This is a genomic window from Phaeobacter sp. JH20_37, from assembly GCF_048056015.1.
GTDB classification, from domain to species: Bacteria; Pseudomonadota; Alphaproteobacteria; order Rhodobacterales; family Rhodobacteraceae; genus Phaeobacter; species Phaeobacter bryozoorum.
In genome coordinates this window covers 97,509-121,980 of the sequence record NZ_JAYMWW010000020.1, presented here as the reverse complement: position 1 = coordinate 121,980, position 24,472 = coordinate 97,509, and the positions used below count along the sequence as shown (strand labels likewise).

The following is a 24,472-nucleotide window of genomic DNA, read 5'->3' as shown; positions in this document are numbered from 1 at the left end:
TCATGCCAGCAACCGGCCTGCGCGCACCCACCAGTCAGGATGTGCCGCCTGCAAGGTGGCAGCCGCCGCCTCTGCCGTCGCCTCGTCGGCAAATAACGCGTAGCAGGTCGCACCTGACCCCGACATCGCGTGAAACAGCGGGGCCAAACCCGACAGCGCGTCGAGAACCGCTCCGATCAGAGGCTCGAGCATGATTGCCGGCCCCTGCAGATCGTTGCGCTGACCCGAAAGCCAGGCCGCCAGCTCCTCTGCGCTCTGCCAAACGGGTAGCCTGTCGGGCATCGGTGGGTTGTCACGTTTCTTCATCGCGCGAAAAATCGCGGGCGTGGCGACTGACACCCCCGGATTTGCCAGAACAATCGCGCAGTCAGGCAAGGCTGGCAGCCGCTCCAGCTGCTCACCGATACCACGCATCCGCTGGGCGCCCGGCTCCATGCAAACCGGCAGATCCGCTCCCAGGGGGAGAACCTCTGCAACTCCGGGAAGAGGTACCTGCCACAGCTCGCACAGGACCCGCAACGTCGCCGCCGCATCGGAGGACCCGCCCCCGATGCCAGAGGCCGGTGGCAGCTGCTTGTCCAACCTCAGCTCCGCCCCCCGCTCGACCTGTAACAGCTCAGCCGCTTTCATCATCAAGTTGGAGCTGTCGGTCGGTACGCCCTTTGCCATGGCGCCCCCCACCCGCAGGCTCAGGGCGTCGGCAGATACAGCCGTGATCCGGTCCCCGATGTCAGCAAAGACCACAAGCGAATCCAGCAGATGATAGCCATCTGTGCGCTGGCCGATCACATGCAGGGTCAGATTGATCTTGGCCGGGCCAAATCCCTCAACCGTCATGTGCCACGTTCAACGGCGCCGCACCCTCTTCGGCAAGAACGGCATCAAGCCCGCTTTCCAGCTTGCGGCGAATGCGCTCAGGGTCGGCTTCACTGTCGGTATCTTCGGGGTCGATGAACGACAGCGCGCGCTTCCACTGGAACTCAGCTTCCCGCGCCCGCCCGACAGCCCAGTAAACATCCCCGAGGTGGTCGTTGACCACAGGGTCGACCGGCATCAATTCAACCGCGGTTTCCATATGGCCAACCGCCTCTTCATAGCGACCCAGCCGATAGAGTACCCAGCCGAGGCTGTCGACGATATAGCCCGCGTCAGGGCGCGCGGCGACAGCGCGTTCGATCATCGACAGCGCCTCGTCCAGTTTGATCTGCTTCTCCACCAGAGAATAGCCGAGATAATTCAGAACCTGCGGCTGATCAGGGCGAATTTCGAGTGCGGCGCGGAAATCCGCCTCTGCCTGCTCCCAATTTTTCAGCCGCTCGTGGCAGATGCCACGGGCATACAGCAGGAACCAACGTCCCTCCACGCTTTCATCCATCAGCCCCAGCGCGGTGTCATAGGCAGCGACGGCGCCGCTGTAGTCCTCCTGCTGCCGCAACAGATCACCCAGATTGGTGTGGACCGGTGCCTCTTTCGGGAAATCACGCGCCAGCTGCTGCAGGACCTCGGCGGCCGCATCAGGTTTGGCGGCGCGACGCAATGCTTCGGCGCGTCCCAGTTCTGCGGCGTGGTAGTCCGGATGCTCGCGCGGCACCTGCTTGTAAAGCTCGATCGACAGGGCGTAGCGGCCCAGCTGGTCAAAGAGCTCCGCAGCCAGCAACAATGCGTCCACGTGATCTTCGCGCAAGGCAGCTGCGACACGGGCATACATCAGCACATAGTCATCGGCCATTTCACCATTAAGGGCAGCCCCCATGGTGAAGAACACTTCGGCAATGCCCTGTGTCGGCGTGGCCGCCAGCGTATAGGGAAGGGTTTCGCCGTCCTTCAGCCGTGCGGACAGCGCTGCAAGCCCCGGATCCAGCTGCCCATTGAAGGCGTCGGACAGCACATCGAGCGCCTGTTCATTGCGCCCCAGCTGCGACAGGATCTCAAGCCGCGCGATCACCGCCCGACGCGAGGTATTGGTCAGCTGGCCCTCCTCGGCAGCAAACAGGGCCTCCGCCCCCTCGTAATCCCCGACAGAGGCCAGCGCCAGCGCCCGGTGATAGCGCGCGAAAAGGCCAAGCCCCTCTTTTTCACCCAAGACGTCAAACTGTGTCAGCGCATCGGACACTGAACCGGCGCCCAGATGTGCCCAGCCCAACAGCAAGCCATCCACCAGGGCATTGATCTCATACTGCCCCTCTTGCTGAGAGGTCACGCGTTCGATGATGGTCTGATAGTCCTCGGTCAGGACCAGGTTGGCAGTGGTAACGATATTGGCGACCTGACTGCGCGCGCCCATCTCCGACAGGCGGGCCGCGACCGGCGCGGCCCCTTTGATATCACCCAGCGCAAGCCGGGAAAACACGACATGCTCCATGAGCAGCGGGTTCTTCGGGTCGCGCACCAGCGCGCGGTTGTAATAATCCGCGGAGGCGCGGAAATCACTATCTAGGGTAGCAGCCCGTGCCGCCAGATACGCACCCGCCAGCCCATCTGCACGCACCGCATCGGCCTGTACCAGTATCGGCAGGGTGGTCGCCACGGCAAGAGCCGCTGCGCTTGTCAGGCTGCGAAAGAATGGGACGGGCACGGGGGGCCTCCTCGTTGGTGACTGGTCAAATACTGCCTCGCCACAAAGCGTAGAACGCCGCCCCTTAACACGCAATGGGGCAGCCCGCAGGCTGCCCCAATTATTCCGGCAAATACCTGCCGAAACCGATCACATATTCGGGTAGTTCGGCCCGTCACCGCCCTGCGGCGTGGTCCAGGTGATATTCTGGCTCGGATCCTTGATGTCGCAGGTCTTGCAGTGGACGCAGTTCTGGAAGTTGATCACGAACTCCGGCTTGCCGTCCTTCTCCACCACCTCATAGACACCCGCCGGGCAATAGCGCTGCGCAGGCTCCGCGAACTTTGGCAGGTTGACGCTGATCGGCGTGTCCAGATTGCCCAGACGCAGGTGGCAGGGCTGGCTCTCTTCGTGGTTGGTCGCCGCAAAGGCAACGTTGGTCAGGCGGTCAAACGAAAGCACACCATCGGGTTTGGGATAGTCGATGGGTTTGTGCTTGGAGGCTTCCTCGGTTGCCTCTGCGTCATTTTTACCGTGACCCAAAGTGCCAAACAGCGAAAAGCCCAACGTATTGGTCCACATATCCAGACCACCCAGCATCAGCGAGGCGGTGAGGCCCCACTTCGACCACATCGGTTTGACGTTGCGCACTTTCTTCAGGTCGGCACCGATCGCGCCGTCGCGGACACTGACCTCATAGTCGGCAAGTTCGTCGCCCGAACGCTCAGCCTTGATCGCGTCATAGGCGGCTTCGGCGGCTGCCTTGCCCGACAGCATGGCGTTGTGGTTGCCCTTGATGCGCGGCACGTTGACCATGCCAGCCGAGCAACCCAAGAGCGCCACGCCGGGGGCGACCAGCTTCGGCATCGACTGATAGCCACCTTCGGTGATCGCACGGGCGCCATAAGCCACGCGCTTACCGCCTTTCAGCAGCTCAGCCACCATCGGATGGTGCTTGAAGCGCTGGAATTCCATGTAGGGGTACAGATGCGGGTTCTTGTAGTTCAGGTGAACCACGAAACCGACGTAAACCTGATTGTTGTCGAGGTGATAGATAAAGGAACCGCCACCCGCGTTGGACCCCAGCGGCCAGCCCATGGTGTGGGTGACAGAGCCCTCTTTGTGCTTGGCAGGATCAATTTCCCAGATCTCTTTCATGCCAACGCCGTATTTCTGCGGCTCCTTGCCGTCAGACAGGCCGTATTTGGCAATCACTTCTTTGGAAAGCGAGCCGCGCACACCTTCGGAGAGGAAGACATATTTGCCGTGCAGTTCCATCCCCGGCTCGGTGTTCGGACCATAGGTACCGTCGGATTCCAGACCAAAGACACCGGCAACCACGCCTTTGACTTCGCCATTGTCACCATAGACCAATTCGGAACAGGCCATACCCGGGAAGATCTCGACGCCCAGCTCTTCTGCCTGCTCAGCCATCCAGCGGCAGACATTGCCCATCGAGACGATGTAGTTGCCATGGTTGTTCATCAGCGGCGGCATCGGGAAGTTCGGGATGCGGATCTGACCCGCCTCACCCAGCATGTAGAAATTGTCGTCCTTGACCGGAACGTTCAGTGGCGCGCCTTTTTCTTTCCAGTCGGGGATCAGTGCATCCAACCCGCAGGGGTCCAGCACCGCGCCGGACAGGATATGCGCACCCACTTCAGAGCCTTTTTCCAGCACCACGACCTGCAGGTCGCTGTCCAGCTGTTTCAAACGGATCGCCGCAGACAGACCAGCCGGGCCTGCCCCAACGATCACAACGTCGTATTCCATTGCTTCGCGTTCAATCTCGGCCATCGAAGGCTCCTTAGGCTATGGCTCAGGACCAGCCCGTGTAGGCTGTGCGTCCTTGGCGCAATTTTCTTTCGCGGTTGCTTAGCGGGTGCCAGAGGCTCTGGTCAATCCAAACTCTACGTTACGATGATCTAGAACCCTCAATTGCGACAAATGGTGCGTCAAATATCGTCATTTGGCGCGCTGTTCCCGTCTTTGGCCAGATCCGCTGGCCGGTCCCCCATTAGATAGCGCGGCCCCTGCCCCTTGGAAGCGGCAGCATCATCCGGATTGTACAACTTGCAATTGGGCAGCGACAGGCAGCCACAGCCGATGCAGCCATCCAGATTGTCACGAAGCCGCTCCAGCGTTTCGATTCGGGCGTTCAGGTGCTCGCGGAACTGCGATGAAAGCCGCGTCCAGTCAGCCTTGGTCGGGGTGCGCCCACCCGGCAGGCTCTTCAGAAACCCCTGGATCTCAGGCAGGGAAAACCCAAACTTCTGCGCGATCATCACAAAACTCAGCCGCCGCAGGTCCGCCCGGTGGAACCGCCGTTGTCCTCCCGCATTCCGCCAGGGCTCAACCAGACCCTGCGACTCATAATAGCGGATAGCAGACACGGCGAGCCCGGTTCGCTCCGCAAGATATCCGATCGACACGCCAGCTGACTTTGCCATAACCCCTCCATCATTCCGATAAGCAACTGAAAAATAATAGGTTTGCAGCTTCACCTTCAAGGTAAAGAAAAACCTTGATCTAAAGTTAGGTTGAGAAATTAGCCTACAGGTAATCGATCCAAACTGACAAGCATCGGAGCCTGATATGACTGTACGTCTTGAACATGCAAACATCACCGTTTCTTCCCCTGAAGCCACCGCCGCCTGGATGCAGGATGTGTTCGGCTGGCGCATTCGCTGGCAGGGTGAGGCTATCAACGGCGGCTACAGCCTGCATATCGGTGGTTCTGACAGTTATCTTGCGCTCTACTGCCCCCCGGAACCGCTGGCCAAAGCCCCGATCAGCTACGGCATCACCGGAGGGCTCAATCACATTGCCGTCGTCGTTGATGATCTGAGCACGGTCGAGACCCGTGTACGGGATGCAGGCTTCACCCCAGGTGAGCATCACGACTACGAGCCGGGTCGCAGGTTCTACTTCCGCGACCGCGACAATATCGAATTCGAGGTGGTGGAATATGATGCTTGATCTGCTCTGGCACGCCAGCCGCCCGCGCGCGGTCCTGCCTCCGCGCCTCATCACGCCTGACGCCGAACGCTCGAAGCGGCAACCTGTGATACAGCCACGCTTCGGGCGGGAAGAAACCCTGCTCGGGTACAGCCGTCTGCTAAAGCTGCTGCGGCAACTGGATCCGCGCCCGCGGGTGCCCCGTCACAGCATCACCGGCAAGACGTCCACCACGGCGCAGGTTCGCTGACCTTACTCCGTAACGGCAGGACTGCGAGGCGCCCGCCCGTCGTCCCGCCTGTCCATGACGCGTTTGCCGCCACACCGCGCCCCGGACAGGCGCAAAGCGGACAGGCGTAAAAAAGCGGAGTTTTCCGCCTGTTGGCATGAAATCGCTGTGGACAGCCCCTGCCGCCCTCTTGCATTCGGCGGCAGGATTGGGTCAGGTAAATGAGACATAACCGGTTTGTCCCGCTGTCAGTCTGGCAGTGGGACAAACCGGTTTTCCTATAGACGCGAACCGCCACGGCCGGTGGCAAAACCTGACACGATATCTGGACACAGACATGGAAAAGATCCCGATGACCCCCGCGGGTCACGCCGCCCTAGAAGCTGAATTGAAGACCCTGAAGTCGGTCGAACGCCCGGCCATCATCAAGGCCATTGCCGAAGCCCGCGAACTCGGCGATCTTTCGGAAAACGCCGAATATCATTCCGCGCGCGAAAAACAGTCCTTCATCGAAGGCCGCATCAAGGAGCTGGAAGGCATCCTGTCGCTCGCCGATGTGATCAACCCGGCCAAACTGTCCGGCGCGATCAAATTCGGCGCCAAGGTCACCGTCGTCGACGAAGACACCGATGAGGAAAAGACCTGGCAGATCGTCGGCGAGCATGAGGCCAATATCGAAGCGGGCCTTCTGAACATCAAATCCCCGATCGCCCGCGCTCTGATTGGCAAGGAAGAAGGCGACAGCGTCGAGGTCCGCACCCCAGGCGGCGACCGCGCCTACGAAATCCTCAAGATCGTCTTTTCCTGATACGCATTACCGGCTCGGCGCCAGTCACCGGCGCCCCGCCATGTCCATCTCGCCGCCGCGCCATGCGGCATATGCCAATCTCTCTCGCCACCCTCTGTTTCGAGCAACAGTATGACCCGCACCAGTTCCACCGCTGCAAAGCCGCCCACCAGCGCCCTCGACGCGCCGCCGGAACGACCTGTCTTTGGCCTGATCGAGGCTGCGGCGCTTGCGTTGAGCGCGTTGTGGCTGCTCGTGGTTGTCGCAGTTTTCGTGCTGGGTGGTACGCCTGACGCGACGCCTGCGGCGGGATGGTCGGATATCCTGCTGCGGATCGTCGCTGTGGTCCTGCCTGTCCTCCTGATCTGGGTCGGTGCTATCGCCCTGCGATCCGCCCAGGTGATGCGGGATGAATCGCAGCGCCTGCACGCTGCCATCGACGGAATGCGCAACGCCTATATCGCCCATGCGCAGCAGGCGGCTTCGGTCTCCGAACCCTCCGTCACACGCAAGTTGGACGAGATTGCCGCCGCGACCCGCAAGACGGAAACCGCCCTCGCGACATTTCACACCAGCCGCCGTGATCGACCCATGCCGGGCATATCCACCACCGCGGCGACGGACGGCGACGCGACCGATCAGGGACTGCTGGCGCTTGGCACGCCCGCCGAGGATTTTGCAGCGCCGCTGCCTGCTCCGCAATTGATCCGGGCCCTGAATTTTCCTGAAACCGCCGAAGACGAGGAAGGCTTTGCCGCCCTGCGCCTTGCCTTGCGGGACCGCAAAGCCGCCCAGATCATTCAGGCCGCGCAGGATGTGCTCACCCTGCTCAGCCAGGATGGCATCTACATGGATGACCTGCGCCCCGATATGGCCCGACCAGAGATCTGGCGACAGTTCGCCCAGGGCACACGCGGTCGCGCCGTTGCCGCATTGGGCGGCGTGAGGGATCGCAGCTCACTTGCCCTGACAAATGCGCGGATGAAACAGGATCCGATCTTTCGCGATGCCGCACATCATTTCCTGCGCCGCTTTGACCAGATGCTGGCGGAATTTGAACAAGAGGCCAGCGACGCCGAGATATCATCGCTTGGCGAAACCCGCACCGCCCGCGCCTTCATGCTGCTGGGGCGGGTCGCTGGCACCTTTGACTGACGGTTTCCGCCCGCGCTCCGGTTACATGCCAAAGCTGGCGTAGGGAATAAAACGGACGGGATCCCCCGGCTGAATCACCGCAGCGCCATCCGCCAGTTCCACCAGACCTTCGGCCCAACTCAGCGAACTGACACGGCCCGACCCTTCTGATTTGAAGACCTCGACCTGACCGTTGCGTACACGGGCGCGCAAATATTCTCGCCGTCCCGGCTTTTTGCGTTTCTCAAAGGCGGCTGGCAAATCAAACCCCTGCGGCTCAGCCCAGCTTGCCCCCGCCATCAGCCCCATCGCAGGGCGGGCAAAGATCAACGTGCAGACCATCGCGGCCACCGGATTGCCCGGCAGACCGAACACCGGCGTTCCCTGCCAAATCCCCAGCGCCAGCGGTCGGCCCGGTTTCAGGGCAATCCGCCATTGCTGCATGGCCCCGCTTTCGCGCAGCAGCGCCGACATATGATCCTCATCCCCGGCAGAGGCACCGCCACTTGTCAGGATCACATCCACCGCCTCAGCCGCAGCGTCTAGGCGACGTCGCAGAGCGGCGCGATCGTCGGCAGCTTTGCCCAGATCCACAGCGTCGAACCCCATCTTTGCCAGCAGCGCGAGCAGCATCGGGCGATTGGCATCGTAAATCTGCCCTGCCGCAGCCGTCTCACCCGGCTCGATCAGTTCATCTCCCGTCGACAGCACACCCACCCGCAGCAGTTGCCGCACCGGTAGCTCAGACAATCCCGTGGCAGAGGCCAGCGCCAGATCCGCAGGGGTCACCACCCGACCCTTGGTCAGGATCCGATCGCCGACGGCGGCATCTTCGCCAGCCCGGCGAGTATTGGCGCCCAATTTAAGTGGTCCGTGAAAAGCAATCTGCGCACCATCGCAGGTTACGTCCTCTTCAAGAATGACGGTATCAACCCCCCTAGGCAACGCCGCCCCTGTCAGAATGCGGATGGCCTGGCCCGGAGCAACCGCGCCTTCATGGGCCAGCCCCGCCGCCGCACGCCCCTCGCTCAGCTGCATCACCTGCGGCCCCTCTCCGGCGGGACCCGCAAACCCGTAGCCATCCACGGCCGTGTTCGCCTGTGGCGGGTTGCTGCGCGCGGCAAAAACATCCTCAGCCAGAACCCGCCCCAAAGCCTGCCCCAATGGCAGAACCTCTGCCGCCGTCACTGCCGTGAGATTTCGCCGTAAGTGATCCAGCGCGTCATCCACCGGTGTCCAATCGACGCCTGCTGGAAGAGCAAAGCAATCATTACGCAGGGGTGGCGGGGCAAGGCTCATATCTGGTCCACTCCCAGGATCCAGCCCTCTTCGGGCGCTGTGACGGTCAATAACTGGTCCAACTCTGCCATGTGCAGGCCCGACAATTCTAGGGACACCTTATGCACCTGCCAGGCATCCTTGATCCAGTGATCCGGCGCGGGGCCTGCCAGAAGGGTCGGCCAGATCTCCACCAGAGCCACCGGCGTGTCCAGGGATTCAAACGGCCAGACAGCGACCTGCCCGGCAAAACGCTTTCGCAGGCGTGACAGAACCGGCAGGCCCATCATCACCTGGCTGCCCACGGCACCTGCCCCGGCCATCTGCCAGCAGGTAAAGCTGCCCTTGGCCCGATGCTCAACCGCGCGGCGGTCCGGGAACGGGTTGCGATAGCGGTCCTTGCGACGCGGCAAACCGTCGATGTCGCGGGCTAGCCCGTTGGCCCAGAATGGCCCTTGCCCACCAAAGCGGCGATTGATCGCCCCCGCCAGATCAAAGCGGTTGTTAGACTTTGGCGCATCCTCAATATGTGTCTCAAACCAGTCCCACAGGCCAAGAGGATCATCCGAACCCGTGATTGCATCGCAAAACCCCGCCGGATAGCCAAAGGGGAAATCAAACCCAAGCATCAGGCGACGCCCGGCGGTCAGTTCTGCCTCGACCAGCTCGGTGAGCCACAGCTCCGCCAGCTGCCGATTGCGCAGATATACTGGTTCATCCGCTGATCTATCGCGGCTGACGCTGGCCCAGATGGCATCCTTGCAAGGGCTTGGCCCGCGGTCGTTGCCACCAGACCAATCCACCATGGCAAAGCTCTGCCATCCGCTCAAAGGGAAATCTCCCCGGCGATGAAATCGGCAATCGCCACCGTGTCGTCCAGATCGAAAACCGGCCTGTCCAGATGCAGCGGAATGTCACTGGCAACGGCACGAATCGACCGGTCCTCAGGCGCGATGAGCGGCTGGCCCGCCGCTGTGCGATAGGCCTCAATCTTCGGATGCACCTCGCGTTTGAACCCCTCGACCAGCACCAGATCCACAGGCCGCAGACGGGCCAGCAGCTCGGTAAAGCTGGGTTCGGCCATGCCACGCAGTTCCTGCATGATCGCCACCCGATTGGGCGAGGCAAGGATCACCTCGGCGGCACCCGCCATCCGGTGGCGATGGCTGTCAGTACCGGGTTGATCCACATCAGTGCTGTGATGGGCATGTTTCAAGGTCGACACGGTAAGACCACGTCTGCAGAACTCAGCCACCAACCGCTCCATCAGCCCGGTCTTGCCACAGTTCTTCCAGCCGGTGACGCCATATATTTTCATCGCAGCAAGGCCTCTGCCCGGGCCAGGTCCTCAGGCGTATTGACGTTGAAAAACGGATCAAACGGATCCGCCTCAAACAGGGCCTCCTGGCCGCCGTGACGGTCTGTCCACAAAACCACCTTGCGCAGGCCGCCCTCCAGCGCCGCGCGCAGGTCATCGCGCAGGGCAACAGGCCAAAGACCAAAGGTCGGATGCCGGTTCACCCGGCCGCCGCCACCGGATTTCAGATGCTCCTCGCCGGACTTTGGCGTTGTCGCCAGCACCAGCGGATGTTGCTGCCCGGCGGCGCTCTCCTTTAGCCGCAGAACCAGATCCTTTGGGAAGAACGGCGTGTCGGCAGCCACCGTGACAATGCTCTCGGCTCCCTGCGCTGCCGCCCAGTCCAACCCGGCAAGCACGCCCGCCAGAGGACCTGCGAAGCCGTCAATACTGTCGGCGATCACCGGCAACGCAAGATCGGCAAAGCGCGCAGGATCACCATTGGCATTCAGCGCGATACGCTCGACCTGCGGCGACAGACGGTCGATCACATGGGAAATCAGACTGCGTCCCCCAATCCGCAAGCGTCCCTTGTCACCGCCACCCATCCTTGTGGCCAACCCGCCAGCAAGGATGATGCCCAATGGTTTGCTTTGTCTCACGACATCTCCTCTCTGCGCCTGATGCCACATCGTCTGCTGACCATATCGCGGGCGGTCTGCGCCTAGTGGTCCGCACTCTTGCGCCGATGCGCTTTTGCCTCAACCGGCACCTTTGCCGGATCCACATCCCGGATCAGCCGATCCTCTCCCGACAGGCAGATAAACCGCTGCCCCCGCATCCGCCCGATCAAAGTGAGACCCAGCTCCTGTGCGATCTCCACCCCCCATGCGGTAAAGCCGGATCTAGACACCAGCACCGGAATCCCCATCATCGCGGTTTTGATCACCATCTCCGAGGTGAGCCGCCCGGTGGTATAGAGGATTTTGTCGGAGACCTCCGCGCCGGTGCTCTGGATCCAGCCGGCGATCTTGTCCACCGCATTGTGCCGCCCCACGTCCTCCATATAGACCAATGGGCGATCTTCTTGGCACAGAACCGTGCCATGAATGGCGCCAGCCTCAAGATAGAGCGAGGGGGTGCGGTTGATCTTATGCGCCAACGCATAAAGCCAGGAGCTGCGCACCGCTGTCTGCGGCAAGCTCACCCCTTCCAGCCCCTCCATCATGTCACCAAACACAGTGCCCACCGCACAGCCTGATGTGCGGGTCTTCTTTTGCAGCTTGTCTTCGTATGAGGTCTCAACTGCTGTCCTTACGACCACGGTATCCAGCTCTTCATCGTAATCGATGGCGGTGACCTCATCACCGGGATTCAACATCCCCTGATTGCGCAGAAACCCCAGCGCCAGATATTCGGGGTAATCGCCAATGGTCATGGCGGTGACGATTTCCTGACGGTTGAGGTAAATCGTCAGCGGTCGTTCCTCCACGACAGAGATCTCCGTCGCGGTCCCCGTGTGATCAAACCCCTGAACCACCCGTGTCAGCCGTGCATCGTTCGGCGCAGGTGCAATCACATATTCAGCCAGTATCGACGCCAGGTCGGAGCTGTTCTCAACCATCATCAATTGCAAACCTCCGCCAGCAGGCCTATGCCGTTTCAGCAATAACCTAGGACCTGATCATGGCAATCACCACCACGAAATCGGCCTTTTGGAAGGGGTTTCGCGATGGCGCGCCTTTCCTTCTGGTGTCCGGACCATTTGGGCTGCTGTTTGGCGTTCTTGCTGCCGAAGCGGGACTGATTGTCCCTGAGGCCATGGTCTTCTCCCTGTCGGTCTTTGCCGGTTCGGCCCAGTTTACAGCGCTGCAACTGATGCAAGAGAACACGCCTGTTCTGATCATCCTGATTTCAGCGCTTGCAGTAAACCTGCGGGTGGCGATGTATTCGGCATCGCTGACGCCGTACCTCGGCGGCGCTCCGTTGTGGCAACGCGCCTGTGCGGCCTATCTCACTGTCGACCAATCCTATGCGCTCTCGATCGTCCAGTTCGAAACCCATCCGCAGATGACCCTATCACAGCGCATGGCCTATTTCTTCGGCACAAATGGCTGCGTGGCACCGGGCTGGATGCTCGCAACTTATATCGGGGCGTTGGTCGGCACCCAGATCCCGGCCAGCTGGGGCCTCGACTTTGTCCTGCCGCTGGCGTTCCTGGCCATGATCGGCCCAATGCTGCGCACACCGGCCCATGTCATTGCCTGTTTCGCCGCTGTCGCCACCGCGCTGCCGGCCACCGCGCTGCCCTACAATCTTGGCCTGATTGTTGCCGGTCTTATCGGCATGATGGCTGGCGCCCAGGCCGAGCTCTGGCTGGAGCGCCGCAGCATTGCAAAGGATCCGTCATGACCCAGCCCCCCGATCCGACGTTGCTATGGACGATCATCATCGGCCTTGCCATTGGCAGCTTCGCCCTGCGCTTTGCCTTTATCGGGCTGATGGGCGGCAGGACCATGCCCGTTTGGCTGATGCGCCATCTGCGCTATACTGCGGTGGCGATCATTCCTGCGCTGGTGGCGCCGCTGGTGGTCTGGCCGACGCCGACCGGTGGCACCCCCAGCCTGCCCCATCTCGCCGTCGCCGCGGCGGTCTTCGCGCTCGGGTACTGGACACGCAATGTCCTGATCGCCATGGGCAGCGGCGCTGTTGGCTTCCTGCTGCTCTTTCTGTTGGCAGGCTGATCCATCCCGACAAACAGACAAAAGCCGCAGACGATGCTGCGGCTTTTCCCATCTATAGCTGTGCCTGAACGTGGCAGCATCACCCGCCTGCGTTCAACGCCGCATTGTTCTTTGCCAGCCCCTCTTGCAAGTCTGCGCTGTCGTTTTCACGGTAGCGTTCGGTCGTCACCCCCGGCAAGGCGCCAAACTGTTCCGAGAGATTTCCAGGGTAGAAAGTCACATCCAGCGTCTCAAACCCAGGTACCTGCTTCAGGATCGAGGCCGTGGCATTGGCACAGAACGCGCCCGGAACCCGACCGTTTGCCCGTACCAGCTGATAGGCGCGCTGCGCCTGCTCGGGCGTCACTTCGATCCGCTGCACCACCACATGATGGGTGCTGCGCGCATGTGATCCGCGATAGGCTTTCTCCACCCCCGGCGTGATGCCAAAGAGCACATCATCCCGCTCCGGCACCACATCGGCATAGAATGACCCGGCAGGGTCAAAGATCACCCGTTCCGAGGCATTGATCATCAGCGAGGTATGCGCGCCCTGCCCGGTACGATTGTTGATCATCGTATAAAGCGTCAGCGCAGGCGGACCATTATGCCGATAGGCAACCCGTTCCAGCGTGGCGTCATCCGCGTTGGGCTGCTGCTGGGCGGCACAGGCCGAGAGCAGCGCCACACCGGCGCACACAAGCGCAAGCCTTAGCCCGCTCGCAAGGTGCCGGGCGCCACAACGCCCGCTCAGATCAGAACCATTCACGAGGGTGATCAGGTTGCAAAAATCGCGAGGAACACTGCAAAGAGCAGCGCTGCGATGCAGAACCGTGTCGTGAACTTGATGAAGCCGTTGTAGGTCTTTTCCTGAACGGTGATATCCATCGAACCGTGCTTATGGTCAGCCATGTGTCCATTCCTATTCGCGTCTGTTTTCCGCTGAATACTGGATTTCACAGACCCTGTCACCACGTCAATCGGGCGCAGCCAGGGCAAATCACCGGGCAATTCACCGGCCAAACACCGCTTGGCAGTGACCATAGCCGTAGCCCCAGCGCCAGCTCAGCCCGCTGCAAGGCGCGCCACCGAATCGCACCGCAGCATATATGGCGGTTGCGACCGGTGCGGCGATGGCCGCTGTTGGGGACTCCCGGCTGCTGAGTTGCGTCTCTACACAGCGGCGCAGAGCCTGATCCGCGGCCAGTCTTGCCTGCTGGCTGGCGGTGGCCAGATCTTCGTCGCGACCATCAAGGATTCGGCCAGATGATCCGATCCCGTCGGCATCGTGATAGAGCAGGTCATGAGCCACGCAACAGGCCTCAAACGGCGGACCGTCGGCTGTCTCTTCCCTGCCACTGAACTGGCGCCAGATCGCAGACAACCCACCGCTACAGCCATCGGTGGCAAAGGGGGCTGGCCTGCCATCTGCTGCCGCGACCTCCTGCATGAGGCCGCGATGAGCTGCACGCTCCAACATTGCCCAATAGCCCGCCGCAACCGCGTCTTCGGCGGCCGCAACGCTGCTGAGCGCGCCGAACACAAGTGTGGCAACACCCCCAGCGCAACAGGCTGCCCGAACGTCAGGTCTCAGCCGGATCACTCTCAAGGTCGGACACCAAACGAAAACCGATCCGATTGGCAGGTGCCGCCTCATTCCGCTTCGGCAAGGCCCGCAACATCACATTGAGCTGGCTGACGTGTTGGACCAGCTGCGTGCGCGCGCCGCTGGAATCGCTGCCGTAATAGGTGATGATATCGGGGTCGAAGTAGCCCATACCCTCGATCCGCATCACACCGGCATCACCGCCGGCAAACCCCATCGCGACCTCATGCTCGCTATCCAGCTGCTCCTCGAAGTTCTTGATATAAAGGATCAACCGTTCATAGGCCCAGCGTGCGGCGCTTTTTTCGGCAACGGATTTTTGCAACGGCATCTGCACTTTTTCGATACCGGTGCAGGCGTCGGGATCCGCGTGGACCTCGTGAACGCAGGGCAGAACGGCCGCCTCTGCCGCCTCGGCGCTGGTTGCGATCTCATCGGTCATGATCTCTCCCTTTCCAGGGGTCGATCACCCCTTGCGCTGGTAAAGCCAAGCCCCGTCCGCACGACGGCTGCGGTCAACCTGACCCAGATGGTACAGATGATTTAAATGGGCCACCGCCTCGACCAAAGCAAGGCCATATTCCCCGGAGCCGATCTTGCGTTTGAACAGCGGCGCAAAACAGTCGGCCGCGCTGCGCGGTTCGTCGAGATGCTCAAGAAGCCGCGCCAGCGCCCCGTGATGGTTGTCGATCAACTGGGCCATCCGATGCGGCAGACCGCGAAATGGCATCTTATGCCCGCCCAAAGCCAGCTGATCACCCCGTGTCAACGGTGCCAGACGCTCGCAGGCCTCCAGCCATTCGGCCACGGGATCCGCCATCGGCTCGGTCGCATAGACGCCAATATTGGGACTGATCGAGGACAGGATCTGGTCGCCGGTGATCACCAGATTGTCATCGCGGCTCCAGAAGGTTGCGTGCTCTGGCGCGTGACCATTACCCATGTGGACGTCCCAGTTGCGCCCGCCCATGCGAAACACGTCGCCCTGTTCGATCCGGGTAAAGCCCAGCGGCATCGGATAGACCGTATCGGCGAAATTGAACGGCCGCTCCGCCAACCGTGCGTCATAGATCGCGGGATCCATGCCCGAGCTGCGGTAAAACGCCAGCGTTTCCTCAGGCCAGCTTTCCTGCACGTCCAGCGTCAGCATTCGAGCAAACAGCCAGGCCGTTCGCGTGGTCACCAGCTCAGCCCCATGCTCAGACTGGAACCAGCCGGCATTGCCGATGTGATCGGGGTGATGATGCGTGACCACCACGCGCCGGATCGGCTTGCCCTCCAGCGGCCCCGCCATCAGCCGCTCCCAGATGCGGCGGGTCTTGTTTGAGGACATGCCAGTATCGACGATGGTCCAGCCATCGCCTTCATCCAGCGCATAGACGTTCACATGATCCAGCTTCATCGGCAGCGGCAGCCGCATCCAGAGGACGCCCTCCGCCACCTCGATCGCCTCACCCTCGGCAGGCGGCGTGTTCCATGGACCGTCGGGTCGCGGGCTGGTCATCCGTCAGCCAATTCATCCAGCGTCAGAGCGCGCGCGCCGTCCGCACCCGCCTGCGCATGAGCCAAGAGCGCGGCGTGTTCCGGCAACATCCGGTTGATATAGAACCGCGCCAGCTTTTCGCGCGGGCCACCGATGTCGGCCATCGCAGCCGCCAGGTGGTAATGCCCGCCCAGAACCCGCGCAAAGGCATGCAGATAGGGAACCGCTCCTGCGAAACGCTCATCCATGTCGCTCTGTGCGGTCAACCACTCGGTCGCTTCGCGCAGGGATTCACAGGCCTGCCAGACGGCCTCGGCCATATTCGGATGAGTGGTTCGGGCGCGCTCGGCCTGCTCCTCGATCTCGTCGATCAGACGGTTGGCCATGTCGCCACCGTCCATCATCTTGCGCCCAACCAGATCCATCGCCTGAATGCCGTTGGTGCCTTCGTAGATCGCCGTCACCCGCACATCGCGATAAAACTGCGCTGCACCGGTTTCCTCAATGAACCCCATACCGCCATGCACCTGCACACCGGTTTCCGAAACACGCATCCCGGTTTCCGTGCCAAAGGTCTTGGCGATTGGCGTCAGAAACGCTGCCCGCGCGGCCCATTCCTGTGCGCCGGTTGCGGTCTGCATGTCGATGGCCTGCGAACAGGCCAGCAGGATCGCGCGCGCTGCAAAGAGATCGGCCTTCATTTCCATCAGCATCCGGCGCACATCCGCATGGTCCACGATGGTGCCGGAGGCGGATTTGCCCTGCTTGCGCTCCAGCGCGTAGGCCAGCGCCTTTTGATAGGCCGCACCAGCAACACCGACGCCCTGACCACCAACACCCAGCCGGGCATTGTTCATCATGGTGAACATTGCCGCCAGACCGCCCCCCGGTTTGCCGACCATCCAGCCGATTGCGTCGTCATATTGCATGACACAGGTCGGCGAACCGTGCAGGCCCATCTTATGCTCAAGGCTCACCACCTTCAGCGTGTTGGCCTTGCCGGGGTTACCCTCGGCGTCCGGCAGGTACTTGGGGACGAGGAACAGCGAAATCCCCTTGGTTCCGGGTGCCGCATCAGGCAGGCGCGCCAGCACCAGATGGCAGATATTGCCCGCAAAATCATTGTCGCCCCAGGAGATATAGATCTTCTGACCGCTGATCGCATAGGTGCCGTCGTCCAGAGGCTCTGCCTTGGAGCTAAGCGCCCCCACATCCGATCCGGCCTGCGGCTCGGTCAGGTTCATGGTGCCCGACCATTCCCCCGAAATCAGCTTGGGCAGGTAGAGCGACTTCAGCTCATCGCTGGCGTGATGTTCCAACGCCTCGATCTGACCCTGGCTCATCAGCGGGGCCAGTTGCAGCGACAGGCAGGCGCCCGACATCATCTCATTGACCGCGGTGGTCAGGGTCATCGGCAGCCCCATGCCGCCAAATTCCTCTGCCGCGCTCATCCCGATCCAGCCGCCTTCGGAAATCGCCTGCCAGCCTTCGGCATAACCGGGAGAGCTGCGCAGCACCCCGTTTTCCAGACGCGCCGGTTGCAGATCGCCGCCACGGTTCAAGGGGGCCATAACTTCATCGCAGAACTTCCCCGCCTCGGTCAGGATCGCCGTAACCACATCATCGCTGGCCTCGCCAAAGCGCTCGGTAGCGGCGATTTCATGAAAACCGATGATATGTTCGAGAAGAAACTGATACTCGGGAACCGGGGCACGGAAGGTCATGTCTGGCCTCTTTCAGAGAGCTGGTTGGGGCAGCCTTGGCATCATTGCCCCAAACCTTTATGTTGAATGTCTTGTCCGATTACCTAACCGGGCCCTTTAATCAAGCAACCAAAACGCCGCGTCACCAGCCATGTCCAGTCCCACAACCCGCCTCCTGACCGCGCAACCACAGGAGATCAGCACAGCTGCGGACCTTTTGAAAGAGGGCCGGCTGGTCGCATTTCCAACCGAAACCGTCTACGGGCTCGGGGCTGATGCGCGCCAGACCGACGCGGTTGAGGCCCTCTATGCCGCCAAGGGCCGCCCCAGTTTCAACCCGCTGATTGCCCACGTCCACGCGGTGGAGACCGCCCAGCGCTATGTGATCTGGTCCGACACCGCCAGCAAACTCGCCGAGGCCTTCTGGCCGGGCCCGCTGACGCTGGTCCTGCCGCTGCGTGAGGACCACGGTATCTCGCCTCTGGTCACCGCCGGGCTGACCACCCTCGGCGTCCGTATCCCGGCCCATCCTGCGGCCCGGGCGCTTTTGTCGGTTCTGGATGGCCCGGTGGCGGCCCCCTCCGCAAACCCATCGGGCCGGATCAGCCCGACAACCGCCGCCCATGTCATCGCCGGACTGGACGGCCGCATCGCGGCCGTGGTCGATGACGGTCCCTGCGGCGTCGGCGTGGAATCCACCATTGTCGGCCTTGCAACCGGCACGCCATTGCTGCTGCGTCCCGGCGGGCTGGCCGCCGAGGAAATCGAGGCCGTTCTGGGACACCCGCTGCAGCAGCGCGATGTCGGCGATCCACTGACCGCTCCGGGGCAGCTGCTGTCGCACTACGCCCCGCGCGCCAGCGTCAGGCTGAACGTCACAAACCCAGCAGAGGGCGAGCTCTATCTCGGATTTGGCAAAATGGACTGTGATCTCAACCTCTCGGCCAGCGGCGATCTGCGCGAGGCTGCGGCGCAGCTGTTTGGACATCTCCACCAGCTTGACGCCAAGGCCCGCCCTATCGCTGTCGCCCCAATCCCGGAAATCGGGCTGGGTGTCGCCATCAACGACCGGCTGCGCCGCGCCGCCGCGCCACGCTAGCAGCCTGCTCAGGGCATCGTAAGCCGCCGGTCACGCGTGACCGGCGCTGGTGGACAGAGTCAGCGGATCGACGCCGAGGGAGCGCAGCGCCGCCTCCCATTTGGCGAAATCGTCCAGCTCGAACACCACCTCCGGCGTTGCTGTTGCGGTCAGCCAGCCATTATTGGCAATCTCGGCCTCAAGCTGCCCCGGCCCCCAGCCGGCGTAGCCAAGCATGACCATCACCTGCTCAGGTCCCTGCCCCATCGCGATATCTTCGAGCACGTCAACGGTCGCGGTCATCGAAAACGCCTCGGAAACCCGCAACGAACTGACGTTGGATTTGTACTCCGGTGAATGCAGGACAAAGCCGCGCTGCGTCTCGACCGGCCCGCCAAACCGCACCGGTAGCGCGGCCTCTTCTGCACTGCGCGGAGTAATATCCAGCTGTTCCAACAGGTTGGACAAATCAACGCCGGTGGCCGGTTTATTCACGATCAAGCCCATCGCACCATCGTCCTCATGCGAGCATAGCAAGATCAGCGAATGCTCGAACCTCGGGTCACCGATGCCGGGCATCGCAATCAGCAGTTCGCCGGTAAGATCCATATGAATCTGTCGTCCTTTTTTCAAATCGCCGCCACCCATGACCGGGCAACCTGCCTGCCCTGTCACAATGGCCACCCGCAGGCAGAGGTTCAAGACCAACCCGCGCCTTAGCCAATGCTCAACGCCGTTGACCGGAACGTGACTTGGCTTTTCTTGCTGGAATGCGCATGTAAATGGGCATGGTTATGTTCTCCCTTCTCTCGGCGCTTGCGACGCCCCTGACGGCCCGCACCACGACGGCCAAGACCTTGGCGAAATGCCTCTGCGCACCGCTGGCGCTGTCGTTTCTGGCCCTGCCTGCCACGGCCCCCGCCGAGCAGATGTCCGATATTGTCCGTATCGAGGTGCTGGACGGCGGCACCACGCGACGCGGCACCCATATGGGAGCGTTGCGGCTGACGCTTTCCGAAGGCTGGAAAACCTACTGGCGCGCGCCCGGCGATGCCGGCATTCCGCCCCGCTTCAGCTGGCAAGGCTCGCGCAATGTCGGGGCCGTCGCAATCCGCTGGCCCACGCCCGAAGTGTTCCTCACCTCAGGATTTCGCACCATCGGCTATCATGATCAGCTGGTGCTTCCGGTCGAGATCACCCCGGCCAAACCCGGGCAGCCGCTGCGGCTGAAGGGCCGCATGGAGCTCGGCATCTGCAAGGATGTCTGCATACCCTCGGAACTGCGTTTCGATCAGGCGCTGAAACCGGACAGCCCGCGCAACCCGGCAATTGTCGCAGCACTGGCTGACCGTCCCTGGTCCGCAAAGGAGGCAGGGGTGCAGGCCGCGACCTGTGCGCTGTCCCCCAGCCGCTATGGGATGGAGCTGGTTGCCCGGATCACCATGCCCAGCGCAGGCGGTGAGGAGGTCGTGGTTGTCGAACCCGGCGTCCCCTCGCTGGTCACAACCGAAACGACGACCAGCCGACAGGGCCACAAGCTGACGGCGAAAACCGAAATCATCTCCGCCGATGGCGGTCCCTTCGCTGTGGATCGCTCGCAGATGCGTATCACCGTACTTGGGCAGAACCGGGCGGTAGACATTCAGGGCTGCACCCGGCACTAACAAGGGATCATCTGCCCGACCGGATCCAGCCATGCCCGCCAATCCCGCCTCCGACGAAGCCCCTCGCCGCCCGGTCCTGGGGGCGTTGGCCGTGGTCTGCCATCCCCGGCAGGATGGTGATCAGGTGATCCTCATCCAGCGCAGATCGCCGCCAAATGCAGGTTGGTGGGGCTTTCCCGGCGGCCATGTCGAACTCGGCGAGACCGCGATGCAGGCTGCCGCCCGCGAACTGCTGGAAGAAACCGGCGTCATCGCCAGCCCCCGCGAAGTGCTGACCCATATCGACGTTATGCTGAGGGATGACGCAGGTGAGGTGCAGCGGCAATATCTTCTCGTCGCCGTGCTCTGCGACTACGTCTCAGGCCAGCCCGCCCCCAATGATGACGCCCTGCAGGCACAATGGGTGCAGGTCTCCGATCTGACCACTGGCTTCGACCAGTCTCCTGACAGGATGCTGATTGACCAGGTGGCGGAGGTCGCCGCCCTCGCCCAGCAACAGCGCCGCCGGATGACGGGTTAGCCTTGGGACTCCCGCTCACACTGCATCCATAAAGCCCGGGTCGACGCTCAGAACTGTTGCGCGCTCAGACCCTGGCGCGGCGTGCGCCCACCGCGCGGGCGCAGAGGTAGCCAAACAGGCTCAGAAGCGCAGCACCAACGATGAACAGCAGCGTGGCTGCCCGCACCGGATCCATCGCCGCCAGCACCGGCACAAACGTTCGCAGCAGCGGATGCAGTAGCCCAACCGCCATCGCATAGCCAAGTGTTACCGCGAGCCACAGCAGCTGCGCCGCTCCCAGCCCCAGCGTCAGCCAGCGCAGTTCGCCCGCCCGCGATGTCAGCCCGCGCCGCAGCGCCGCAAAGGGGCGCGCCACATCGGCCTGAACCGCGATCAGCGCCGGTACCACCAGCAGCACCAGGAACATCCCGAAACCAAGACCATAGACCAGCGTAATCACGGTCGGCTTCAGAAACTGCGCCTGCTGCGAACCCTCGTACATCAAGGGCGCCAGCCCCAGCACCGTTGTCAGCGTCGTCAGCATCACCGGCCGCAGCCGGTCAGCGGCCCCGTCAATGATCGACGGTATCAAGCCACGTTCTTGCGCATATTCATCGATCGTGGTCACCAACACGATCGAATCGTTGATAATGATGCCGGTCATTCCCAACAGCCCCACCACCGTGAACATCGACAGCGGCACGTCCCACAGGTAGTGGCCCCAGATCGTGCCAACCAGACCAAAGGGAATAATCGCCATTACCACCAAGGGCCGCGTCCAGCTGGCGAATATCCACGACAGCACCAGATAGATACCGGTTAGGCAGAGTATCAGTCCGGTTCGCGCGTCATTCAGGAACTCGTTTTCCTGTTCGCTCAACCCGGCGAGCTGCCAATCGACCTGCCGTTCGCTGGCGATGCTCGGCAGGATTTCCTCTTCCAGCGCGGTTGCTATGGCCTGAGCTCTGGCCGGATCGTCCTCGGAGATATCGCCCGTGACACTGATCACGCGTACCCCGTTTTCCCGCCGCACTGTCGAAAAACCGGTGCGCTGGCTGACAGAGACGATATCCGCAAGCGGCAGATAGACACCCGCCGGGCTACGCATCAGCGTGCGCTCCAGGAAATCGGCCGTCAGCTCGTCCTTCGGCAGTTCCACCCGGATCGTGGCACTACGCGGGCCCTCCGGGTAGGTTGCCGCCTCGATCCCATTGAGCCGCGCACGCAGCGCCCGGCCAAGCGTCTCAACCGTGAACGCCAGCGCGCGCCCCTGCGGCGTCAGCTCCAGCACCAGCTCTTCCTTGTCATAGGCAAGATTGTCCTCAACAGCGGAAACCTCAGGATAGCGCAGCAGTGCCGTTTTCAGATCCTCCGATGCGCCTTTCAGAACCTCGACCGCCGCACCGCTGAACTGCACATTCAGCGCATCCCCACCCGGGCCGGACCGCCAGCCACGGAAAGACAGAGTCTCCGTCATCGGATGACGGCGCACCCTCTCCTGGATCTCCGCAACAAAGGCAAAGCTGGAATAGGGCCGCAAATCCGCATCAATCAGCTCAATCGAAATCCCGCCCAAAAGATCACTATCCTTGGCATCGACACCGGCCAGACCGCGCCCGGCGTTGCCGCCGATCTCAGCCATGACAAATTCGATGGGGTTGCGGCCATAGCGGTCCTCATACTCCGCACCCAGCTCATCCACCGCACGCTGCATCTCGCGCATCATCGCCAGCGTATCGGCCCGCGTCGCACCTTCGGCCATCGCGAAATTACCGGTGACCGAGCCACGCTCCGGCGCATTGAAGAACCGCCATTTGACATCGCCGCCGATGAACAGCGCCAGTTGACTGGCCAGGATCACCAAAGCCCCCGCGAGCACTACGTAGCGTCCGCGTACGACCAGCGCCATCAGCGGTCGGAACAGACCATCGCGCAGCCTGCGAAACCCGCGATTGACCACCCGGCTCGGCAGATCATACCAATGTTCCTTGGCGCTATGGGCCAGGGCATGGGCCAGGTGATTGGGCAGGATCAGGAAACACTCGATCAGTGACCCCGCAAGCACGGCAATCACCGTCAGGGGGATATCGCGGATCAGCTCGCCGAACCGCCCGCCAATCGACACCAATCCGAAAAATGCGATCACCGTGGTCAATGTGGCCGCGAAAACCGGCATGGCCATGCGGCGCGCGGCGTTCTCTGCCGCCGCAACCGGGTGCTCGCCCAGACGCCGCGCACGGAAATCGGCATGTTCACCCACCACGATCGCATCATCCACCACAATGCCCAGCGTGATGATCAGGCCAAACAGGCTGATCATATTGATCGTCAGACCAGCCATATACATGAAGGCCACTGCGGCAAACATCGCCGCCGGGATCCCTGCCGCGACCCAGAAGGCAATGCGTGCGTTCAGAAACAGAAACAGCAATGCCAACACCAGACCCAGACCCATCAGCCCGTTGTCCAGCAGGATATCCAGACGACCGGTGATCGCCTCGGCCCGGGTTCGGATCAGACTGGCGCTGACACCATCCGGCAGGCTGGCCTGCAAGGCCTCAACCACCCCTTCGACCTGATGCTGAATCTTAATCGCATCGCCCTGATCCGACCGGTCCACCCGGATCGACATCGCCGGATCGTCGCCGACGAAATAAGAACGATTGCGATCCACACCCTCCACACGGATTGTGGCGACATCTCCCACGGTCAGCGCGGACCCATCGGGGTTGGTACGCAGCACGATGCCTGCCAATTCCTCCGGGCTGCGCTTTTCGCTGCCGGTGCGGATCCGGGCATTTGCGCCACTCACATCGCCCGCGGGATTGGCATCAACCTCTGCGGCGATTGCGGCGGCGATATCCGTCATCGCGATATCATGGGCAATCAGACTGGCCGAGGGCACTTCGACCATAGTCTGCGGTGCGGCGATGCCACGGATCGTGGTTCGCGTCACCCCGACCTCGAACAGGCGCGCGATCAGCTCATCCGCAAACAGCCCCAGCTGGCGCGGCGCGATCGGGCCTGTGATCACCACATCCGTGACTCTGTCACGCCAGGACCCGCGAAGCACGCTGGGCTCCTCTGCCTCCTCCGGCAGGGTGGTGACGCCATCGACGGCGGTTTGCACGTCATCGGCAGCCCGCGCCATGTCCCAACCGGGTTCGAATTCCAAGGAGATGCTGGCCCAGCCTTCGCGCGACGTCGCGCTTGAACTTTCGACCCCATCAACCGCCAGCAGCGCCGGCTCCAGCGCCTGCACGATCGCGCTGTCGATATCTTCCGGGCCAGCCCCCTCCCATTCGATTCCCACCGACACCTGGTCCACGATCACATCGGGAAAGAACTGCGCCCGCATATTGGGGATCGCCGCCGCACCCAGCACCAGGAGCAGGACCAGCAGCAGGTTCGATAAGGTCCGGTGGCGAGTGAAATAACTCAGAACACCGCCAGCCGATCGGGGGAGATTGCGCAGCATC

General features: G+C 62.2%; 26 protein-coding genes. 9 read left to right on the top strand and 17 right to left on the bottom strand.

The window, feature by feature from the left end:
- From VWZ87_RS17215 to soxR, 4 genes are all read right to left on the bottom strand, one after another.
- Positions 1–837 carry a 4-(cytidine 5'-diphospho)-2-C-methyl-D-erythritol kinase gene (locus tag VWZ87_RS17215; protein ID WP_416536430.1) on the bottom strand — a complete coding sequence of 279 codons (837 nt, stop codon included), beginning with the start codon at positions 835–837 and terminating at the stop codon, positions 1–3.
- Positions 827–2,575, bottom strand: coding sequence for a tetratricopeptide repeat protein (locus VWZ87_RS17210; protein ID WP_416536429.1), 1,749 nt, complete (start codon positions 2,573–2,575; stop codon positions 827–829). The genes VWZ87_RS17215 and VWZ87_RS17210 overlap by 11 nt, the downstream gene beginning before the upstream one ends.
- Before the next feature lie 129 nt (positions 2,576–2,704).
- On the bottom strand, positions 2,705–4,351 hold the full coding sequence (locus VWZ87_RS17205) for a 4Fe-4S dicluster domain-containing protein (RefSeq protein ID WP_416536428.1): 1,647 nt from the start codon (positions 4,349–4,351) through the stop codon (positions 2,705–2,707).
- A 158-nt stretch (positions 4,352–4,509) separates the two neighbouring features.
- Entirely contained in the window at positions 4,510–5,004 is a 495-nt protein-coding gene (soxR, locus tag VWZ87_RS17200; protein WP_416536427.1) for a redox-sensitive transcriptional activator SoxR, read from the bottom strand.
- Positions 5,005–5,149: 145 nt separating this feature from the next.
- On the opposite strand from soxR, the gene VWZ87_RS17195 reads away from it, so the two are divergent.
- From VWZ87_RS17195 to VWZ87_RS17180, 4 genes are all read left to right on the top strand, one after another.
- Positions 5,150–5,533, top strand: a complete 384-nt coding sequence (locus VWZ87_RS17195; protein ID WP_340544255.1) for a VOC family protein — start codon at positions 5,150–5,152, stop codon at positions 5,531–5,533.
- Positions 5,523–5,762, top strand: a complete 240-nt coding sequence (locus tag VWZ87_RS17190; RefSeq protein WP_416536426.1) for a hypothetical protein — start codon at positions 5,523–5,525, stop codon at positions 5,760–5,762. Before VWZ87_RS17195 ends, VWZ87_RS17190 begins: the two co-directional genes overlap by 11 nt.
- A gap of 316 nt (positions 5,763–6,078) precedes the next feature.
- Positions 6,079–6,549 (top strand): transcription elongation factor GreA, encoded by a 471-nt coding sequence (gene greA, locus VWZ87_RS17185; RefSeq protein ID WP_340544253.1) that lies wholly within the window; start codon positions 6,079–6,081, stop codon positions 6,547–6,549.
- 111 nt (positions 6,550–6,660) lie between these two features.
- Positions 6,661–7,683, top strand: a complete 1,023-nt coding sequence (locus VWZ87_RS17180) for a hypothetical protein (RefSeq protein WP_416536425.1) — start codon at positions 6,661–6,663, stop codon at positions 7,681–7,683.
- A gap of 21 nt (positions 7,684–7,704) precedes the next feature.
- Here the strand turns inward: VWZ87_RS17180 and glp are convergent, their stop codons facing one another.
- Genes glp through VWZ87_RS17155 form a run of 5 tightly spaced genes read right to left on the bottom strand, consistent with a single transcriptional unit; the run spans position 7,705 to position 11,864 of the window.
- Positions 7,705–8,961 carry a gephyrin-like molybdotransferase Glp gene (glp, locus tag VWZ87_RS17175; protein WP_416536424.1) on the bottom strand — a complete coding sequence of 419 codons (1,257 nt, stop codon included), beginning with the start codon at positions 8,959–8,961 and terminating at the stop codon, positions 7,705–7,707.
- Positions 8,958–9,770 carry a molybdopterin guanine dinucleotide synthesis gene (locus VWZ87_RS17170; protein WP_416536423.1) on the bottom strand — a complete coding sequence of 271 codons (813 nt, stop codon included), beginning with the start codon at positions 9,768–9,770 and terminating at the stop codon, positions 8,958–8,960. The genes glp and VWZ87_RS17170 overlap by 4 nt, the downstream gene beginning before the upstream one ends.
- Positions 9,767–10,258, bottom strand: coding sequence for a molybdopterin-guanine dinucleotide biosynthesis protein B (mobB, locus tag VWZ87_RS17165; RefSeq protein WP_340544247.1), 492 nt, complete (start codon positions 10,256–10,258; stop codon positions 9,767–9,769). Before mobB ends, VWZ87_RS17170 begins: the two co-directional genes overlap by 4 nt.
- On the bottom strand, positions 10,255–10,929 hold the full coding sequence (gene mobA / locus VWZ87_RS17160; protein WP_416601204.1) for a molybdenum cofactor guanylyltransferase MobA: 675 nt from the start codon (positions 10,927–10,929) through the stop codon (positions 10,255–10,257). The genes mobB and mobA overlap by 4 nt, the downstream gene beginning before the upstream one ends.
- Positions 10,930–10,961: 32 nt before the next feature.
- Entirely contained in the window at positions 10,962–11,864 is a 903-nt protein-coding gene (locus VWZ87_RS17155) for a formate dehydrogenase accessory sulfurtransferase FdhD (RefSeq protein WP_340544245.1), read from the bottom strand.
- A gap of 59 nt (positions 11,865–11,923) precedes the next feature.
- Between VWZ87_RS17155 and VWZ87_RS17150 the strand changes: the two genes are divergently transcribed.
- On the top strand, positions 11,924–12,649 hold the full coding sequence (locus VWZ87_RS17150; protein ID WP_416536421.1) for an AzlC family ABC transporter permease: 726 nt from the start codon (positions 11,924–11,926) through the stop codon (positions 12,647–12,649).
- Complete coding sequence (locus VWZ87_RS17145; protein WP_340544242.1) at positions 12,646–12,981, top strand: AzlD domain-containing protein; 336 nt, start codon at positions 12,646–12,648, stop codon at positions 12,979–12,981. Before VWZ87_RS17150 ends, VWZ87_RS17145 begins: the two co-directional genes overlap by 4 nt.
- Before the next feature lie 79 nt (positions 12,982–13,060).
- Here the strand turns inward: VWZ87_RS17145 and VWZ87_RS17140 are convergent, their stop codons facing one another.
- The 6 genes from VWZ87_RS17140 to VWZ87_RS17115 all read right to left on the bottom strand — a co-directional run bounded on the left by VWZ87_RS17140 (position 13,061) and on the right by VWZ87_RS17115 (position 17,773).
- Positions 13,061–13,729, bottom strand: coding sequence for a hypothetical protein (locus VWZ87_RS17140; RefSeq protein ID WP_416536420.1), 669 nt, complete (start codon positions 13,727–13,729; stop codon positions 13,061–13,063).
- An 8-nt stretch (positions 13,730–13,737) separates the two neighbouring features.
- On the bottom strand, positions 13,738–13,872 hold the full coding sequence (locus tag VWZ87_RS17135) for an aa3-type cytochrome c oxidase subunit IV (RefSeq protein WP_340544239.1): 135 nt from the start codon (positions 13,870–13,872) through the stop codon (positions 13,738–13,740).
- 100 nt (positions 13,873–13,972) lie between these two features.
- Positions 13,973–14,503: a hypothetical protein gene (locus VWZ87_RS17130; RefSeq protein WP_416536419.1), complete on the bottom strand. Its 531-nt coding sequence runs from the start codon at positions 14,501–14,503 to the stop codon at positions 13,973–13,975.
- A gap of 40 nt (positions 14,504–14,543) precedes the next feature.
- The gene (locus VWZ87_RS17125; RefSeq protein ID WP_340544237.1) at positions 14,544–15,008 is read right to left on the bottom strand and encodes a DUF6173 family protein; all 465 of its coding nucleotides are present in this window, start codon (positions 15,006–15,008) and stop codon (positions 14,544–14,546) included.
- A gap of 24 nt (positions 15,009–15,032) precedes the next feature.
- Complete coding sequence (locus tag VWZ87_RS17120) at positions 15,033–16,070, bottom strand: MBL fold metallo-hydrolase (RefSeq protein ID WP_416536418.1); 1,038 nt, start codon at positions 16,068–16,070, stop codon at positions 15,033–15,035.
- On the bottom strand, positions 16,067–17,773 hold the full coding sequence (locus VWZ87_RS17115) for an acyl-CoA dehydrogenase (protein WP_416536417.1): 1,707 nt from the start codon (positions 17,771–17,773) through the stop codon (positions 16,067–16,069). Before VWZ87_RS17115 ends, VWZ87_RS17120 begins: the two co-directional genes overlap by 4 nt.
- Positions 17,774–17,903: 130 nt before the next feature.
- Here VWZ87_RS17115 and VWZ87_RS17110 point away from each other — a divergent pair, with 130 nt between their 5' ends.
- Positions 17,904–18,851 carry an L-threonylcarbamoyladenylate synthase gene (locus VWZ87_RS17110; RefSeq protein WP_416536416.1) on the top strand — a complete coding sequence of 316 codons (948 nt, stop codon included), beginning with the start codon at positions 17,904–17,906 and terminating at the stop codon, positions 18,849–18,851.
- Between the two features lie 30 nt (positions 18,852–18,881).
- On the opposite strand, the gene VWZ87_RS17105 is transcribed toward VWZ87_RS17110, so the two are convergent.
- Entirely contained in the window at positions 18,882–19,439 is a 558-nt protein-coding gene (locus VWZ87_RS17105) for a YqgE/AlgH family protein (RefSeq protein ID WP_416536415.1), read from the bottom strand.
- 185 nt (positions 19,440–19,624) lie between these two features.
- Here VWZ87_RS17105 and VWZ87_RS17100 point away from each other — a divergent pair, with 185 nt between their 5' ends.
- Entirely contained in the window at positions 19,625–20,494 is an 870-nt protein-coding gene (locus VWZ87_RS17100) for a protein-disulfide reductase DsbD domain-containing protein (protein WP_340544231.1), read from the top strand.
- 31 nt (positions 20,495–20,525) lie between these two features.
- A complete protein-coding gene (locus VWZ87_RS17095) occupies positions 20,526–21,014 on the top strand; it encodes an NUDIX hydrolase (protein ID WP_340544230.1) in 489 nt (162 codons plus the stop codon).
- Between the two features lie 64 nt (positions 21,015–21,078).
- Here VWZ87_RS17095 and VWZ87_RS17090 read toward each other — a convergent pair whose 3' ends face one another.
- Positions 21,079–24,471, bottom strand: a complete 3,393-nt coding sequence (locus tag VWZ87_RS17090; RefSeq protein ID WP_416536414.1) for an efflux RND transporter permease subunit — start codon at positions 24,469–24,471, stop codon at positions 21,079–21,081.
- Position 24,472: the final 1 nt, after the last annotated feature.

What these genes read in the sequence shown, in the direction of transcription:
- VWZ87_RS17215 (WP_416536430.1), bottom strand. Translation starts at nt 837, where the DNA reads ATGACGGTTGAGGGATTTGGCCCGGCCAAGATCAATCTGACCCTGCAT.
- VWZ87_RS17205 (WP_416536428.1), bottom strand. Translation starts at nt 4,351, where the DNA reads ATGGCCGAGATTGAACGCGAAGCAATGGAATACGACGTTGTGATCGTT.
- soxR (WP_416536427.1), bottom strand. Translation starts at nt 5,004, where the DNA reads ATGGCAAAGTCAGCTGGCGTGTCGATCGGATATCTTGCGGAGCGAACC.
- VWZ87_RS17195 (WP_340544255.1), top strand. Translation starts at nt 5,150, where the DNA reads ATGACTGTACGTCTTGAACATGCAAACATCACCGTTTCTTCCCCTGAA.
- VWZ87_RS17190 (WP_416536426.1), top strand. Translation starts at nt 5,523, where the DNA reads ATGATGCTTGATCTGCTCTGGCACGCCAGCCGCCCGCGCGCGGTCCTG.
- greA (WP_340544253.1), top strand. Translation starts at nt 6,079, where the DNA reads ATGGAAAAGATCCCGATGACCCCCGCGGGTCACGCCGCCCTAGAAGCT.
- VWZ87_RS17180 (WP_416536425.1), top strand. Translation starts at nt 6,661, where the DNA reads ATGACCCGCACCAGTTCCACCGCTGCAAAGCCGCCCACCAGCGCCCTC.
- glp (WP_416536424.1), bottom strand. Translation starts at nt 8,961, where the DNA reads ATGAGCCTTGCCCCGCCACCCCTGCGTAATGATTGCTTTGCTCTTCCA.
- mobB (WP_340544247.1), bottom strand. Translation starts at nt 10,258, where the DNA reads ATGAAAATATATGGCGTCACCGGCTGGAAGAACTGTGGCAAGACCGGG.
- mobA (WP_416601204.1), bottom strand. Translation starts at nt 10,929, where the DNA reads ATGTGGCATCAGGCGCAGAGAGGAGATGTCGTGAGACAAAGCAAACCA.
- VWZ87_RS17155 (WP_340544245.1), bottom strand. Translation starts at nt 11,864, where the DNA reads ATGATGGTTGAGAACAGCTCCGACCTGGCGTCGATACTGGCTGAATAT.
- VWZ87_RS17150 (WP_416536421.1), top strand. Translation starts at nt 11,924, where the DNA reads ATGGCAATCACCACCACGAAATCGGCCTTTTGGAAGGGGTTTCGCGAT.
- VWZ87_RS17145 (WP_340544242.1), top strand. Translation starts at nt 12,646, where the DNA reads ATGACCCAGCCCCCCGATCCGACGTTGCTATGGACGATCATCATCGGC.
- VWZ87_RS17135 (WP_340544239.1), bottom strand. Translation starts at nt 13,872, where the DNA reads ATGGCTGACCATAAGCACGGTTCGATGGATATCACCGTTCAGGAAAAG.
- VWZ87_RS17125 (WP_340544237.1), bottom strand. Translation starts at nt 15,008, where the DNA reads ATGACCGATGAGATCGCAACCAGCGCCGAGGCGGCAGAGGCGGCCGTT.
- VWZ87_RS17120 (WP_416536418.1), bottom strand. Translation starts at nt 16,070, where the DNA reads ATGACCAGCCCGCGACCCGACGGTCCATGGAACACGCCGCCTGCCGAG.
- VWZ87_RS17115 (WP_416536417.1), bottom strand. Translation starts at nt 17,773, where the DNA reads ATGACCTTCCGTGCCCCGGTTCCCGAGTATCAGTTTCTTCTCGAACAT.
- VWZ87_RS17110 (WP_416536416.1), top strand. Translation starts at nt 17,904, where the DNA reads ATGTCCAGTCCCACAACCCGCCTCCTGACCGCGCAACCACAGGAGATC.
- VWZ87_RS17105 (WP_416536415.1), bottom strand. Translation starts at nt 19,439, where the DNA reads ATGGATCTTACCGGCGAACTGCTGATTGCGATGCCCGGCATCGGTGAC.
- VWZ87_RS17100 (WP_340544231.1), top strand. Translation starts at nt 19,625, where the DNA reads ATGTTCTCCCTTCTCTCGGCGCTTGCGACGCCCCTGACGGCCCGCACC.
- VWZ87_RS17095 (WP_340544230.1), top strand. Translation starts at nt 20,526, where the DNA reads ATGCCCGCCAATCCCGCCTCCGACGAAGCCCCTCGCCGCCCGGTCCTG.
- VWZ87_RS17090 (WP_416536414.1), bottom strand. Translation starts at nt 24,471, where the DNA reads ATGCTGCGCAATCTCCCCCGATCGGCTGGCGGTGTTCTGAGTTATTTC.